We start from the raw sequence: 15,735 nt of genomic DNA, 5'->3' as shown, positions 1-15,735 counted from the left end.
CAATAGTGGTTTTAAAAGGAGGAAAATTAATAATGGAAGGGACAGCTACGGATCCGATTGTTTGCACCGAGAAATCTGGTTTGCCTGGTTCTTGGGCAGGAATAATAATGTATGGTGATGCTCCAATAGTAGGGGCGAGTAGTGTTACAACGGCTACTTCTGAAGATGGTTTGGCTTTGTCTTACGGAGGTACAAATGCAACGGATAGTAGTGGTTCTTTAAAATATGTACAGGTTTTATATGCTGGACAGGTAATTACCTCAAACTCAAAAGAAAACAATGGATTTTCTTTTTATTCAGTAGGTTCAGGGACGATTTTAGAAAATTTAGTAGCCTTTAAAGGGAAGGATGATGGTTTTGAATTTTACGGAGGTACAGTAAATGCTAAAAACTTAATTTCTTACGGAAACTATGATGATTCTTTTGACTGGCAAGATGGTTGGAGAGGTGAATTAAACACCAATTGGTTTGCATACCAAGAAGGTACAGGAAACTACGGAATGGAAGTGGAAGCTAAATCGGTAAACAATAATTTTTGGCCAAAAATAGAAGGAATTACTTTAAAAAGAGCCGCAAATACTGCCACTGAATCACTTGGGGAAATTCAAATTGACGCTTTTCAATTCAAGAAACAAGGCAATGGAGAATATAGCAATATTGTTATCGACGGGTATAAAAATTATACAAACCCTAGTACATCATTAGTAACTTTAGGAGGAGCTGTTCAAGTATTAGATTTAGTAACATACAATGACCAAATTGTAGGAGGTAAAGTTAAATTGACAAATGTTAAAATAACAAATACTGATAATACATTTACTAATGGAGCTGCTACATTTATAACTACTGTAAATAGTTTTAATCCTTTAACAAATTGGTTAACTTCGACAACTGCAACTGGAGCTACTTTAGCTTCAGGAAATTGGGCAAAAGTGAACGGAGTAAATTTGTTGTCAAATTTGTAAAAACATTTTTTTCAAATTCATTAACATCCCGAAATTTTCGGGATGTTTTTTTTTGAGCTACTAAGATTTAATTATGATTTTTATTAAATATTTTTACCAATGTTATCAAATTGTTAAGAAAAAGTTTTTTTAATGTAAATTTATTTGTATATTTATAAACAATAAGTTAACAATCAAAAAACAAAGTCATGAAAAAATACTTAATTATAGCCACAGTTTTATTGTCAGGAATGATTTACGCTCAAGATTCTAAACCAGTTTTGGAGCCTTTCGGAAATAAATTGAAAGCAACTTATTTTTATGAAAATGGTCAAGTACAACAAGAAGGTTTTTTTGTAAACGGAAAATTAGAAGGATATTGGGTTGCTTACAATGAAGATGGTTCTAAAAAATCATCTGGTTTTTACAAAGAAGGAGTTAAAGTTGGAAAATGGTTTTTTGCCAATGATTCAAGTGTAGCAGAAGTAAATTTTTCTAATAATACTATTGCTTCTGTTGTCAATAGAATACAAGAAAGTGTAGCCAAAAAATAATTAAAGACTCACTCATAATATATCCGTATTGCTCTCAAAAGACTGAATCCAAAAGTTTAAAGAGATTTAAAATTAATTTTGATAATAATTTTAATGTAATTTTAAAAAATCCCGAATCTTTTCGGGATTTTTTTTGCTGCTGAACTATTCATAAAGATTTTAAAAAGCTAATTTTTTATTAATTTTGGTATAGATTTTGAAATGTTTTTAATATCTTTACCAAAGTAATTAATATCATGACAAAAAAATTATTTTATATAACCACTATTCTGATTTTGTTTTTTGCCTTGAGCGTTTCTGCTCAAGACTCAAAGCAATCATCAAAATCTCAAGAAAGCTCAGTAATTGAGGGCTTAAACTTGTTTCCTAATCCGGTGAATAATGGAAAGGTATATATTACTTCTAAAAATGATTTAGACAAAAGCATCATTATTTTTGATGTTTTAGGAAAAAAAGCCCTTCAAACTACTATTAGCTCTAAAGAATTAAATCTTTCTGACCTAAGTCCTGGAGTTTATATTATAAAAATTAGTGAGGGTGAAGCAACTGCTACAAGAAAACTCATAGTCAAATAGGTAATTATTTCAATTAGAGATTTAAAAACATAAAAAAACCGTCCTGATAGCTATCAGGACGGTTTTTTATTTTATAATAACATTCTTCTTTTTGTCATAGAAATGATACTCTAGATACATGTAAGTGTCACGCGGTATTATTTTTACCCATTTTTATGTTCAAAAAACCATTTTGAACGTATTGATGGAAAACCTTTGGTTAAGTATGCGTCCACAAATATATGCACGTTAAGCACAACGTCATTGTGGGTTTTTAATATGCTTTCTAGATCAAGGGCGATTTTGTCAATGATTTGAATGAAGACTTCGATTTCTAAAAATGTTTTTTGAGCTAGTGATGAAAATCGGGGTTTTGAGAAAATGGGAACACAATTGCATCAGAAAATGACTGTTGTTCGTGGAGTTTTGGCGAATGAAGCAAGTGAATTGATGAAGCGGTTTTTTTTTGCGAAGAAAAGAAAGTGATTTCACATAAGCTTTGAATTTACAGTTAAAAGGCTCTATCTATTTGTTTGCGAAAAATAAATCATTCGTTAATGGGAAATCTCCAAGTGTTTTTAATTTATCTGTTGCACTTATTACTTGAACACAGCTTTAATAAATATAACTCTATATAAACGAATGCCCTAGCCCAGATAGCAATGGCATCCTTTTAAAAAGCTTCCAGCCTTCAAAAGGCTGGAAGCTTTTTAAAAGATAAAGTGAATAGCTGGACACCTGTGAAGCGAACTGACAAAGTAAATCTTCTGTAATAAAAAGAAAAGATTGCTTCGTTCCGATAACTATCGGAACTCGAATGAACGATTACTTCACATATCTCGCTATACCGCATAAAAAAACCGTCTCGTTAATGAAAACGGGACGGTTTTTATTTTATGTAGAGACGCAATTAATCGCATCTTTACTCTATAATAACATTCTTCTTTTTGTCGTAGAAATGATATTCTAGATACGTGTAAGCGTCACGTGGTATGATTTTCACCCATTTTTTATGTTCAAAAAACCATTTTGAACGTATTGATGGAAAACCTTTTGTAAGGTATGCGGCCACAAAGGGATGTACGTTAAGCACAACTTCAGTGTGGGTTTTTAGTATGCTTTCTAGGTCTAAGGAGATTTTGTCAATGATTTGAATTGGCGCTTCAATTTCGCCTTCAATATTGTTTGGATCTTCTTCTCTAGTTTTAATGTTGACTTCCGGTCTTACTCTTTGTCGTGTAATTTGAACTAATCCAAATTTACTCGGCGGTAAGATTTTGTGCTTGGCTTTATCATCGTCCATTTCCTCCCTGAGGAAGTCGAACAACACTTTGCGGTTTTCGGGATTGCCCATATCGATAAAATCAATTACGATTATTCCGCCCATATCACGAAGACGTAATTGTCTTGCGATTTCAGCGGCAGCAATCATATTAACTTCCATTGCAGTATCTTCTTGATTGGATGCTTTATTAGAACGGTTTCCGCTATTCACGTCTATAACGTGCAAAGCTTCAGTGTGTTCTATAATAAGATAAGCACCTTTACTCATTGAAACTGTTCTTCCAAAGGATGTCTTGATTTGTCTCTCTATATTGTATTTCTCGAAAATTGGAGTGTCTTTTGATTGATAAAACTTAACAATCGATGTTTTTGAAGGCGCTATTTCTTGTAAATAGTCCTTAGTTTGGTTGTACAACTCTTCATCATCTATTTGGATACCGCTAAAGGTATCGTTGAAGACGTCTCTTAATATTGATGAAGCTCTATTGAGCTCTCCTAATACTTTTGACGGATGATGAGCGGTTGGTAATTTTTTACACATTGCAGTCCATCTCTCTATGAGGTTCTGCAAATCTTTTTCTAATTCTACGGTGCTTTTGCCTTCGGCTACTGTGCGAACAATAACGCCAAATCCTTTTGGTTTGATGGATTGTACGAGTCGTTTTAAACGGTCTTTTTCTTTTTTGTCTTCTATTTTTTGAGAAATAGAAACACGGTCAGAAAAAGGAACCAAAACAATAAATCTTCCGGCAAGAGATAGCTCTGCGCTAATTCTTGGTCCTTTTGTAGATATTGGTTCTTTGACAACTTGTACTAAAATAGATTGATTGGAATTGATAATCGTTGTTATCGACCCATCTTTATCTATCTCTTTTTCAAACTGAAAGTTTTTTAGGGAGAAATCTTTTATTTTACCTGCGCTAACAAGTTTTATGAATTTCAGTTGGGAAGCAAGATTGGGTCCTAGGTCGTGATAATGTAAAAAGGCGTCTTTTTCGTAGCCAACATTTACAAAAGCTGCATTTAGTCCAGCAACTGGTTTTCTTATTTTGGCAATAAAAATATCGCCAACTTGGAAGTTGCTTGTTTCTTCTTCTTTGTGTAATTCAATTAGTTTTCCATCTTTTAATAAGGCAAAATCTACGGCTTCGGAACTAGATCTAATGATTAATTCTTTATTCATCTGTAAATTTTTATCCGCACTTTCAGATTTCAGATTTCAGATTTCAGATTTCAGATTTTTGTAGATACAAAAAACTTCCAACTTCCAACTTCCAACTTCTAACTTCAGCAAGGATGGATTAAACAATAATTTTAACAGGTATTGAACCCGGGGAGTAGAAGACTTTGAGATAATAGATTAATAGAAAATAGACGGCTTGGTCTTTTATCTATTTGTCTTTCATCTTTTCGTCTTTTTCTCAATTTCAATGAACGTTTAAAAACAAAAAAGTAGTTTATAACTACTTTTTCTTCTTGTGACGGTTAGCTCTCGCTCTTTTCTTACGTTTGTGCGTTGCTACCTTATGTCTCTTTCTTTTTTTACCACTTGGCATAGTTGGTGATTTTGTGATTAATAAATATTTTTATTTTGCTTCGTTATTCGTTTTCACACCTTCTACAAAAACTTTTGCAGGTTTAAAAGCAGGAATATTGTGAGCAGGAATTTTTATTGTAGTGTTTTTTGAAATGTTTCTACCTGTTTTTTCAGCTCTAGTTTTTACGATAAAACTTCCAAATCCTCTTAGATAAACATTATCTCCAGTTTCTAATGAAGTTTTTACCTCTGTCATAAAGGTTTCTACTGTTGCCTGAACATCACCTTTTTCAAGTCCTAATCGTTCAGAGATTTTCGCTACGATATCTGCTTTCGTCATTTTCTTATGTTTTATAAAGTGTACTAATTTTTTGAGGTTGCAAATATAGGAATTAAAAAAACAATAATTCAAGCTAATTCATTAAAATTTAATTACATAAACTTTTACTTTTGTTAACTAATTTTTAAAGATGATTTTTTCCAATACACTGATAAAATGGTATTTACAGAACAAGAGAGATTTGTTGTGGCGCGAAACTAAAGATCCATATTTAATTTGGCTTTCTGAAATTATTTTACAACAGACTCGAATCGCTCAAGGAACACCTTATTATGTATCTTTTGTTGCTGAATTCCCAACTGTTTTTGATTTAGCAAATGCCAATGAAGAACAAGTTTTAAAACTATGGCAAGGTCTAGGTTATTACTCTAGAGCTCGTAATTTGCATAAAACAGCACAGTATATATCCAATGAGTTACATGGAGTTTTCCCTGATAATTATGATACCTTGTTAAAATTAAAAGGAGTGGGTGAATATACAGCCGCAGCGATTGCTTCCTTTTCTTATGATGAAGCAGTGCCCGTTGTAGATGGGAATGTATTTCGAGTCCTATCACGATATTTTGATATTCAAACGGATATCCAATCGTCTGGAGCCAAAAAAGAATTTTCAGCCCTAGCATTCGAACTCATGCCTAAAGATTGCGCCGCTTTATTTAATCAGGCTATAATGGAGTTTGGAGCCTTACAATGTGTTCCTAAAAATCCAAATTGTAGCAACTGCCCTTTTAATACCAGCTGCAGTGCTTTACAAAAAAAGAAAGTGAATCAATTACCATTTAAATCAAAGAAATTGAAAGTTAAAAATAGATTTTTTAATTATTTAATTGTTTTTGACGCTAATGAAAATACAATAATACAAAAACGTACTTCTAAAGGAATATGGCACAATCTCTATGAGTTTCCTTTAATTGAAACTGAAGTTACAGTTGATTTTGATTACATAGATAAAGCTATAAAAGAAAGTTTTTTATTAGATAAAACAATTATAAATATTACGCAATACAACCATAAGGACATTGTCCATAAATTGTCTCATCAACATTTGCATATAAAGTTTTGGAAAATAACTATTGAAGAAGTTCTTGAAAACGCCATTGATACTGTATCATTGAAGACATTTCCATTTCCAATTGTTATTTATAATTTTATCGAAAAGATTTAAATATTTTGTAAATTATGTATCTTTGGTTAAAATACCAATAATAAGTATAATGAGTGGAACATTAAATAAAGTGATGTTAATTGGACATCTTGGAGATGAGATTAAGATGCATTATTTTGAAGGAGGAAATTGTATTGGTAGATTTCAATTAGCAACTAATGAGGTTTATATTAACAAAACCACCAACGAAAAGATAACTTCGACCGAATGGCATAATTTAGTAGTTAAAAATAAAGCTGCTGAAATTTGCGAGAAATATTTATCAAAAGGAGATAAAATATATGCTGAAGGCCGAATTAAGTCACGTCAATGGCAAACAGAAGAAGGAATATTGAAAAATACAGTTGAAATACAAGTCACCGAATTTACTTTTTTGTCTACAAAAAAAAATACCGATGATCAAAAACATCTTCAAAGTCAAGAACTAATAAAAAATAGTAACTTTGACCCACAAAAAAGCGAATTGCCATTAAATGACTTGCCGTTTTGATTGTTTAACTAACTTATTTTAATTTGGACCCAGAGCCCAGTTTCCTTTTTGATTACATTATTGATCTGAATACAGTGGTTGATTTTATTGCAATATTTGTATTATTGTTTTGTTCTGCACTAGTTTCAGGAGCCGAAGTCGCATTATTTTCTTTATCCCAAAAAGATATCGACGAAACTTTGCAAAACCATCCTTCAAAAGGTGAAATTATTTCAAATCTTCTTGAAAAACCCAAAAAATTATTAGCAACACTACTCATTGCTAATAATTTCATCAATATTGGGGTTGTAATTTTGTTTTCATTTATTGGAAATAATTTATTTTTAACAATCAAACCGCCAATTTTGAAATTTAGTATAGAAGTAATTTTAGTTGCTTTTCTTATTTTATTATTTGGAGAGGTTTTACCTAAGGTATATGCTAGTAGAAACAATAAGAAGTTTTCCAGATTAATTGCTCCTGTTATTTCTAGCCTAGTAAAAATTCTTTCTCCAGTAAGTTTTCCTTTGCGATTGATGACAAAATATTTGCATAAAAAGCTTGGAAAACAAAAATCAAATTTCTCTGTAGAGCAATTATCTCAAGCTTTAGAAATGACAGATTCTGATGAAACTTCATCCGAAGAGCAAAAAATATTAGAAGGCATAGTGACGTTTGGAAATACAGATACTAAACAAGTAATGTGTCCGAGAATGGATATTTTTGCTATTGAAATTGAAGAACCATTTAAAGTTATATATTCAAAAATAGTTGAAAAAGGATTTTCAAGAATTCCTGTATACCGAGACAATATAGATCAAATAGAAGGCGTTTTGTTTGTAAAAGATTTACTTCGTCATATTGATAAAGAAGAGTTTGATTGGAATAGCTTAATTAGAGAACCTTTTTTTGTGCCAGAAAATAAAAAAATAGACAATTTACTTAAGGATTTTCAAAGCATGAAGAGTCATTTAGCGATTGTTGTAGATGAATATGGAGGCACTTCAGGTTTAGTATCATTAGAAGATATTATTGAAGAAATTGTAGGGGATATTAGTGATGAGTTTGAGGTAGAAAACTTAAGTTTTACTAAAATTGACGATAAAAACTTCCTTTTTGAGGGCAAAATTAACCTTAAAGATTTCTACAGGATTATTAATGTTAACGAAGAATTATTTGAATCTACAAAAGGCGAAGCTGAAACATTAGCGGGTTTTGTACTTGAAATTTTAGGTAATTTTCCAAAAAAAAATCAAAAGATACTTTTTAAAAATTGCGTTTTTAATATAGAATCGGTTGATAATAAAAGGATAAAACAAATAAAAGTTACTATTGAATAATGTTATCTATTCGATGAGAACAAATTAATTTTAGAATATCAATGTTTAAAAATAAAATCATTAGGTTAGTAATTACTATTCTTTTCTTGTCACTTTTGTCATGTAAAAAAGAGACTTTTCCTAAGCCGTCAGGGTATTTAAATTTAGAATATCCAGAAGCCGAATATGTTCATTTTAAAAATCAATGCCCTTTTGAATTTGATATGAATTCTCAAGCAGTTATTAAAGGAGGTAATGAGTGTGATTTTACTGTTACCTATCCAAAAATGAAAGCTACAATTTATTTGACTTATAAACCGGTTCAAAATAATATTACTAAATTATTGAAGGACGCTCAAAAACTTACGTATGAACATGTAATCAAAGCGGACGATATTTTAGAGCAACCCTTTATGAACCCTAATAAAAAAGTGTATGGCATGTTTTATCGAGTAAATGGAAATGCAGCAACAAACTCTCAGTTTTATGTAACCGATAGTGTTAAAAATTTCATAACTGGCTCTGTTTATTTTTATGCAAAACCTAATTTTGATTCTGTAATGCCAGCATCAAGCTATGTTCAAAATGATATGCAGCGATTGATGGAAACCATTCAGTGGAAATAAAAAAGCATCTCTCGGAGTTGCTTTTTTATTATTAAAATAGTTTTTTAAGACTTTATATTTGAAACAGTATAAGTTTGTCCGTCACCTGTTTTTTCTACTACTGCGGTAAGACTTTTAGTAGTTTGAACTGTTTTATCAAAACTTATTGTGGCTAGTTTTTTTTCAAAATTTACTGTTGCTTTTTGTACACCTTCAAGTCCTGATAACTCTTCTTGAATTGTTTTAGCACAGCCAATAGCACAAGTCATGCCTTCAATGGTAAAACTTGTTTTCTGTAGATTCTCAGCTTTAATTTCTTTATTTACGATACTAGTACCTTCTTTTATTGTGTCAATTTCAGTTGCTTTATCTTTACAACTTAGTGCGAAATGGCTAGTGATTAGTATCGTTAGTATTAATTTTAGTAGGTTCATTTTTTTGAGATTAATTGTTTATTAAAAAGTAAACAACAAATTTAAAGAAAAATGCATGTTGTTTTCATAAAATTATTACAATTTTGGATTAAATACTAGTTTATGGATTTGAAACAATTAAAATGGGTTTATTTAAGTGTGCTTGCTTTGATTTGGGGAAGCTCCTTCATCTTGATAAAAAAAGGATTGGTGGGTTTAACTCCTTTGCAGCTGGGCTCTTTACGTATTATTTTCGCAGCAATTTTTTTGTTGTTAATTGGATTTAAAAGTTTGTCAAAAATACCAATTCATTCCTGGAAATTTATAGCATTAACTTCATTATTTGGCACGTTCATTCCTGGCTATCTTTTTGCTATTGCACAAACTCAAATCGATAGTTCTATTAGCTCAATATTAAATTCTTTAACACCTTTGAATACATTACTTTTGGGCACTTTAGCTTTTGGGATTCAATTTAAGCGCAGTCAAATATATGGTGTAATTATAGGTTTTATTGGGAGTATTTTGCTGATTTTAAATGGTGCTTTTAATCATCCAAACCAAAATTATTTCTTCGCCATTTTGATAATAATAGCCTCTATGTGTTATGCAATTAATGCCAACTTAATTAAAAAACATTTGTCAAACTTGACGCCATTAAGTATCAACACAGGCAATTTTTTTGTTATGCTTATACCTGCTTTAACAATTTTGTTTTTCTCTGGTTTTTTTGATGTTGTTAAAAGCAGTGAAGTAAATCAATCTATTTATTTTGTAATAATTTTAGGAATACTAGGAACAGGAATTGCTAATATTATTTTTTTTAAAATAGTACAAATGTCATCACCAGTTTTCGCTACATCTGTAACCTATTTGATTCCTATTGTTGCTTTTTCTTGGGGTTTTTTAGATAATGAAATACTTACTCCAATTCAGTTTATTGGTGCGTTTATTATTTTAGTAGGTGTATATTTATCTTCAAAAAAAATTAAATAATATTCAACTAGATATTATTCTGTTTTATAAATAGGTTTTTCAACAGGATTGCCCTGTTTATCAAAATAAAAAATAGGTATGTTTAGTTTTTCTAAACCTGGAATCACTTCAGAACCTTTTCCAGTTATAACAATTCTCATAGAATCTAAGAGAATATATTTATTAGCAGCTTTTTGGACATCTTCTTTAGTAACTGCATTAATATTTTTAATATAATTCACATAAAAATCTTTTGGTAGCTTTTCAATTTCCATATTTAATGCATAGCGAGCTACGGCTTGTGGTTGTTGTGCTTTCATTACAAATCTTCCAATATAACTTGCTTTGGTATTGTTTAGCAATTCGTCAATCACTTTTTCATCTCTTATTTTTTTTATTTCTCTAATAAATTCCACCACAGCACTATCGGTCACAGCATTTCTAACGGCAGAGTTACATCTAAATTTCGAAACATATTTTCCAGATCCAATGATTGCTGAGGTGCCATATGTCCATGCATGTTTTTCTCTTAAATTCATATTCAAATAGCTATTGAAATCACTTCCTAAGATGTGGGCTGCAAATACAGATGCAAAAAAATCAGGATCGCTCATTTTTAAGGTAATGCTATTCACAAATGAAATTTCTGATTGTACGGCATTTGGAACATCTACAAAATTAATCTGTAAATAAGAAGCATTATCTGGATTTGGGTAAGTCAATTTTGGAGTACTTTTTTTCTTCCAACTCCCAAATAAATTTTCAATAATTGGTTTGATTATTTTATGTTTAACATCTCCAATTACCACTAAATATGCATTTTCTGGCACAAAATAATTTTGGTAATTAGCCTCAATATCAGCTAGAGTTATATTCTTTACAGTTTCCTCAGAGGTGAATTCTCCTGAAGGATGTTGCTTGCCAAAAGTTAAAACGTCAACAATTCTATTAGCAATCGCAGAGACACTTTTTTCTTGAGCTTTTAATCCTTCGAGTAACTTAGCTTTTTCTTTGTCAAATTCCTCTTGAGTAAAATTGGGGTGCAATGCTCCATCAGCCATTAATTCGAGTATGCGTCCAGCATATTTTGAAAGTGAACTTGCATACGCTCCCTGAGAACTAAATCCGACACTGGCGCCTAAAAAATCAATTTCTTCATTAAAATTTTCTTTTGAAATATTTACAGTGCCATTCCCAATCATATTGCTACACAATTCATCAACCCCTTTTTTGCTGCCTTCTGCAAATGGAGCATTGTCTAGCGTAAGATTAAAAGTGACTTTAGGGAGTTTGTGATTTTCGACAATCATAACTTTCAATCCATTTTCTAAAACAAATGTTTGAGGGGATTTTATATTAACAATTGGCGATTTTCCTGTGACAGGTTGAGTACGTTTTTGTGCTTGCATAATTGCGGATACTAACAAAATAATTAATAATGTTGTTATTTTTTTCATGATTAGAATTAACTTAGTTTTGAGCCTTTTCAATTACAGGAACATAATCCAATATTAATCTTTGATTTGGATTCAAATATTTTTTAGCTACCTCCCTAATTTCCTCTCGGGTGAGTGATTGATAAATCTCAATTTCTGAATTAATCAAATTGACATCACCATATAACAAATAGAATTTTGCTAAATTTTCGGCAATTCCCTCAACTCCGGTATTTGAATTTACAAATTGATTTTCATAAATGTTTTGAAGTTTTTGATAATCTTTTTCAGAAATTAAATCGGTTTGAATTTTAACGATTTCGGCATCTATTTCTTTTAGTAAATCGTCACAAGTATTGCCTTCCATTGGCAAACCATATAAAATATACATGCCGTAATCTTCTTGGCTATAAGTAAATGAACCTATTTCGAGGGCCTTTTTTTTGTCGTCAACAATATTTTTGTATAATTTAGAGCTTTTACCATCACTTAGATAAGAAGAAATAAAATCTAAAACTCTTGCATCTCTAGTTTTCATTGATGGCGTTCTGTATGAAGCAACAATCATAGGAATTTGAATATTTTCGTCCTGATGCTTTGCTTTAATGGTTTCAGAGATTGGTTCTTCGTTAAATAGTTGCTTTTCAAGATTAGCTCCTTTATTTATTGCGCCAAAGTATTTTTGAATCCATTCTTTTGCTTGTTTTTTATCAAAATCTCCAGCAACAACTAAAACAGCATTATTTGGAATGTAAAATTTAGCGTTAAATTCTTTGAAATCAGCCAATGTAGATGCGTCTAAATGTTCCATAGAACCAATTGTTGTCCATCGATAAGGGTGATTTTTGAAAATATTTTCTTTCACCACTTTTATGATACTGCCATAAGGTTGATTGTCATATCGAGATCTTTTTTCTTCTTTCACTACTTCGTTTTGTGTGTCAACTCCAATTTGGTTGATAACCGGATGCATCATTCTTTCAGATTCCATCCATAGCCCTAATTCTAGACTATTTGAGGGAAACACTTCGTAATAATAGGTACGATCATCAGTTGTATTAGCATTATTAACTCCACCGTTTGAGGAGACAATTTTCCACCATTCACCTCGCTTAATATTTTCAGTACCTTCAAATAATAAATGTTCAAAAAAGTGCGCCATGCCAGTCCTGTATGGACTTTCATCTTTTGAACCTACATGATACATGACCGAAGTTACAACTACTGGCGCAGCTGAATCTTTGTGTAATATAACATGTAATCCATTATCTAAATTATACTCTTCGAAAGCTACTTTCTGTGCAGAAGCCACTCCTCCGAGAAAAATTGCAGTGCTTAATACCATTATCGATTTTTTCATAAGGGTTAATAAATTTTATTTACTAAGATTGTAGCAAAACAACAAATATTGTTACGCCAAAAATACCTTTTTTTAATTATGTATTTAGGATAGAAATTGTTTAGATATTGATTTTAACAAAATTGTGTTAAAAACACCTTTAATTTATTGGCTTAAGGCCTAATTATACTAGAAAAATTTAAATAGTATTTTTTTACAATAACTAATTGCAGGATAAATATATAATTGTATATTTGCAACCTTAAAAATTTATAAAACAATTTGTTATGTATGCAATCGTAGAGATAGCAGGGCAACAATTCAAAGTTAGCAAAGACCTAAAGGTTTACGTTCACCGTTTGACAAATGAAGAAGGAACAAAAGTTTCCTTCGACAAAGTTTATTTGTTAGACGATAACGGTACAATCACAATAGGCGCCCCAGCTATAGAAGGAGCTTCAGTAGAAGCCAAAGTGTTACAACACTTAAAAGGAGATAAAGTTATCGTTTTCAAAAAGAAAAGAAGAAAAGGATACAAAAAAAGAAACGGTCATAGACAGTATCTTACTCAAATTGTAATCGAAGGTATTTCAGTATCAGCTCCTAAAAAAGCCGCTGCCAAAAAAGAAGTTGTTGAAGTTGCAACTGAAGAAGTTGAAACTCCAAAAGTAAAAAAAGCTCCAAAGGCTAAAATAGAAGAGACAGAATAATAATAACAATATAAAACTAATACGTCATGGCTCACAAGAAAGGTGTCGGTAGTTCCAAGAATGGTAGAGAATCAGAATCAAAACGATTAGGCGTTAAGATTTTTGGTGGACAAGCTGCTATTGCAGGGAACATCATCGTAAGACAAAGAGGTTCAAAACACAATCCAGGTGCAAATGTTTACATTAGTAAAGATCACACACTACACGCAAGAGTAGATGGAGTTGTTTTCTTCCAAAAGAAAAGAGATAACAAATCATACGTTTCTATACTTCCATTCGAAGTTGAAGCATAATTGATTTTCTCAATTTATTAGAAAACCCGTTCGCCTAGGCGAACGGGTTTTTTTGTTTTTAATTTGAGTCGGATAAAAAAATTAGTAAATTTTTTATAAATAGAAATTCTGATAAAGAATAAATAATCGTTTCAGATTGATTTACTCCAAAGATTTATATAAAATAAAGGCATTTAATAAAAAGTAAAAAAAGGCAGGTAAAGAAACCAACAAAGAATCTTTTATTTTTATTCTAACCCCAGTACCTAGAAGCATCAACAAAGCTAAACCGCCCGAAGCAAGAACTAAAACAGTGTTATTTTGAAATCCAATCAATAAACCTAAAGCTCCAGCCAATTCTAAAATAGCGACAATTGTACCATATTTTTCAAGACCAAAGCGTTTAAATTCATTCTTCATATTCGACGAAACAAAATAAGCTGTGCCGTAAATGAGAAATGAGATTGCCGAAAAGAAAATAAGGACATTTAATAAATTCATGTGATAATTATTTGCTAGCCATTAGTGCTGCAAAAAGAGATGCTGCTAAAAGAAATAAAGAAGGCAGATGCTTAGACCAAGGGTTTTTTACTTTGAAATGAAAATACTGAGCACACACCATTAAAAAAGCCATCAAAAGTGCTGGTATAAGTACTAATGTTGGAAACCATATTCCAGTAACTAATAATGTAGCCAATGCTATTTTTGTAGCACCAATAATAGTTCTCGTTAGGTCAGACAGTCCATATTGTTTAAATTCTTTTACGATGTTTTCAAATCTAAAAACCCAAACATAACCTACAGACAGTGCGATTACAAGTTGAGCAATAGTGGAATAAATATTCATAATTTTCTAGTTTAAGTGTTTTTTCTTTAGTTTTTATAAATTGGAATAATATTTAATTTTTTTTTGCTGTATTCAAATATAGAAATTGGATTTTTTTTAAAACAACCCTTCAATCGATAAATATCTTTCGCCTGTATCATAATTAAACGTTAGCACAACTACGCCATTAGGAATAGCATCCAGTTTTTTGGCTACGGCAGCCAATGATGCTCCAGTAGAAATACCCACAAGAATGCCTTCTTCTTTGGCAATTCTTCTGGCATATTCAAAAGAATCATCTTTGCTTACTTGTATTACTTCATCGATTAATTCGCCATGATAATTCGCCGGGATAAAGCCCGCTCCAATGCCTTGCAATGGATGAGGACTTGGTGCTCCACCACTTAAAACTGGAGATAATTCAGGCTCTACTGCAATAACTTTTAAATTAGGAAATTTAGCTTTCAAAACTTTTGCCACGCCCGTAATATGTCCGCCTGTTCCGACGCCAGTAATTACGTAATCTAATCCATTAGGGAAATCTGCAATAATTTCTTGTGCGGTAGTTCTTTCGTGAACTTCAATATTGGCTGGATTGTCAAATTGTTTTGGTGACCAAGCATTTGGTGTTTCAAGGACCAATTCTGCTGCTTTTTCGATAGCACCCTTCATTCCTTTTTCGCGAGGCGTAAGCACAAATTCTGCGCCATAAATCTCCATTAATTTTCTACGTTCCACACTCATCGATTCTGGCATTACCAAGATGACTTTGTATCCTTTGACTGCGGCGACTAAGGCGAGACCAATTCCTGTGTTTCCTGAAGTAGGTTCTATAATAACGCTATTTGCATTCAATAATCCTTTGCTTTCGGCATCTTCTATCATTGCTAACGCAATCCTGTCTTTGATGCTGTTTCCTGGATTCGATCTTTCTAATTTAATCCAAACTTCTTTACTGTTTCCAAACAACTTGTTGATTCGAACCACGGGTGT

Annotated in this window: 18 protein-coding genes and 1 pseudogene; 10 read left to right on the top strand and 9 right to left on the bottom strand. The window is 31.6% G+C overall.

The genetic code is table 11. From position 1 onward, the window contains the following. The 3 genes from ACKVOD_RS02235 to ACKVOD_RS02225 form a co-directional block, all read left to right on the top strand. Nucleotides 1–965, top strand: a 965-nt coding sequence (locus ACKVOD_RS02235; RefSeq protein ID WP_409207853.1) for a hypothetical protein, incomplete at its 5' end; no start/stop codon positions are given. A gap of 188 nt (nt 966–1,153) precedes the next feature. Next, the gene (locus ACKVOD_RS02230; protein WP_409207852.1) at nt 1,154–1,498 is read left to right on the top strand and encodes a toxin-antitoxin system YwqK family antitoxin; all 345 of its coding nucleotides are present in this window, start codon (nt 1,154–1,156) and stop codon (nt 1,496–1,498) included. A 236-nt stretch (nt 1,499–1,734) separates the two neighbouring features. Then, the gene (locus ACKVOD_RS02225) at nt 1,735–2,073 is read left to right on the top strand and encodes a T9SS type A sorting domain-containing protein (protein ID WP_409207851.1); all 339 of its coding nucleotides are present in this window, start codon (nt 1,735–1,737) and stop codon (nt 2,071–2,073) included. Nucleotides 2,074–2,139: 66 nt separating this feature from the next. Here the strand turns inward: ACKVOD_RS02225 and ACKVOD_RS02220 are convergent. The 3 genes and pseudogenes from ACKVOD_RS02220 to ACKVOD_RS02210 form a co-directional block, all read right to left on the bottom strand. Then, a pseudogene (locus tag ACKVOD_RS02220) lies at nt 2,140–2,387 on the bottom strand (ribonuclease E/G); the annotation flags it as partial. A gap of 587 nt (nt 2,388–2,974) precedes the next feature. Further along, nucleotides 2,975–4,519, bottom strand: a complete 1,545-nt coding sequence (locus ACKVOD_RS02215; RefSeq protein WP_409207850.1) for an Rne/Rng family ribonuclease — start codon at nt 4,517–4,519, stop codon at nt 2,975–2,977. Nucleotides 4,520–4,922: 403 nt separating this feature from the next. Beyond that, nucleotides 4,923–5,228 (bottom strand): HU family DNA-binding protein, encoded by a 306-nt coding sequence (locus ACKVOD_RS02210; RefSeq protein ID WP_409207854.1) that lies wholly within the window; start codon nt 5,226–5,228, stop codon nt 4,923–4,925. 115 nt (nt 5,229–5,343) lie between these two features. On the opposite strand from ACKVOD_RS02210, the gene mutY reads away from it, so the two are divergent. The 4 genes from mutY to gldD are packed head-to-tail and all read left to right on the top strand — an operon-like array spanning nt 5,344 to nt 8,792. After that, a complete protein-coding gene (gene mutY, locus ACKVOD_RS02205; protein WP_409207849.1) occupies nt 5,344–6,378 on the top strand; it encodes an A/G-specific adenine glycosylase in 1,035 nt (344 codons plus the stop codon). A 49-nt stretch (nt 6,379–6,427) separates the two neighbouring features. Then, the gene (locus ACKVOD_RS02200) at nt 6,428–6,868 is read left to right on the top strand and encodes a single-stranded DNA-binding protein (protein ID WP_409207848.1); all 441 of its coding nucleotides are present in this window, start codon (nt 6,428–6,430) and stop codon (nt 6,866–6,868) included. A gap of 23 nt (nt 6,869–6,891) precedes the next feature. After that, nucleotides 6,892–8,187 (top strand): gliding motility-associated protein GldE, encoded by a 1,296-nt coding sequence (locus ACKVOD_RS02195; RefSeq protein WP_409207847.1) that lies wholly within the window; start codon nt 6,892–6,894, stop codon nt 8,185–8,187. A gap of 41 nt (nt 8,188–8,228) precedes the next feature. Then, on the top strand, nt 8,229–8,792 hold the full coding sequence (gene gldD, locus ACKVOD_RS02190; RefSeq protein ID WP_409207846.1) for a gliding motility lipoprotein GldD: 564 nt from the start codon (nt 8,229–8,231) through the stop codon (nt 8,790–8,792). A gap of 44 nt (nt 8,793–8,836) precedes the next feature. Here gldD and ACKVOD_RS02185 read toward each other — a convergent pair whose 3' ends face one another. Then, complete coding sequence (locus ACKVOD_RS02185) at nt 8,837–9,205, bottom strand: heavy-metal-associated domain-containing protein (RefSeq protein WP_409207845.1); 369 nt, start codon at nt 9,203–9,205, stop codon at nt 8,837–8,839. A gap of 102 nt (nt 9,206–9,307) precedes the next feature. Between ACKVOD_RS02185 and ACKVOD_RS02180 the strand changes: the two genes are divergently transcribed. Further along, nucleotides 9,308–10,180, top strand: a complete 873-nt coding sequence (locus ACKVOD_RS02180; RefSeq protein WP_409207844.1) for a DMT family transporter — start codon at nt 9,308–9,310, stop codon at nt 10,178–10,180. Between the two features lie 14 nt (nt 10,181–10,194). Here ACKVOD_RS02180 and ACKVOD_RS02175 read toward each other — a convergent pair whose 3' ends face one another. Next, a complete protein-coding gene (locus ACKVOD_RS02175; protein ID WP_409207843.1) occupies nt 10,195–11,616 on the bottom strand; it encodes a M16 family metallopeptidase in 1,422 nt (473 codons plus the stop codon). Nucleotides 11,617–11,629: 13 nt separating this feature from the next. Next, nucleotides 11,630–12,955, bottom strand: a complete 1,326-nt coding sequence (locus tag ACKVOD_RS02170) for a M16 family metallopeptidase (RefSeq protein ID WP_409207842.1) — start codon at nt 12,953–12,955, stop codon at nt 11,630–11,632. A gap of 266 nt (nt 12,956–13,221) precedes the next feature. Here ACKVOD_RS02170 and rplU point away from each other — a divergent pair, with 266 nt between their 5' ends. After that, entirely contained in the window at nt 13,222–13,644 is a 423-nt protein-coding gene (gene rplU, locus ACKVOD_RS02165) for a 50S ribosomal protein L21 (protein WP_409207841.1), read from the top strand. 26 nt (nt 13,645–13,670) lie between these two features. Continuing rightward, entirely contained in the window at nt 13,671–13,937 is a 267-nt protein-coding gene (gene rpmA, locus ACKVOD_RS02160; protein WP_086453627.1) for a 50S ribosomal protein L27, read from the top strand. A gap of 141 nt (nt 13,938–14,078) precedes the next feature. On the opposite strand, the gene ACKVOD_RS02155 is transcribed toward rpmA, so the two are convergent. From ACKVOD_RS02155 to cysK, 3 genes are all read right to left on the bottom strand, one after another. Continuing rightward, complete coding sequence (locus ACKVOD_RS02155) at nt 14,079–14,417, bottom strand: DoxX family protein (protein ID WP_409207840.1); 339 nt, start codon at nt 14,415–14,417, stop codon at nt 14,079–14,081. A gap of 7 nt (nt 14,418–14,424) precedes the next feature. After that, nucleotides 14,425–14,763, bottom strand: a complete 339-nt coding sequence (locus ACKVOD_RS02150) for a DoxX family protein (protein WP_409207839.1) — start codon at nt 14,761–14,763, stop codon at nt 14,425–14,427. Nucleotides 14,764–14,859: 96 nt separating this feature from the next. Further along, on the bottom strand, nt 14,860–15,735 hold an 876-nt coding region (gene cysK, locus ACKVOD_RS02145; RefSeq protein ID WP_409207838.1), incomplete at its 5' end, for a cysteine synthase A.

Origin of the sequence: Flavobacterium sp. (assembly GCF_046155325.1) — a bacterium.
Classification (GTDB): domain Bacteria; phylum Bacteroidota; class Bacteroidia; order Flavobacteriales; family Flavobacteriaceae; genus Flavobacterium.
The sequence above is the reverse complement of the archived record's forward strand: the minus strand, read 5'-3'. Positions and strand labels throughout refer to the sequence as shown.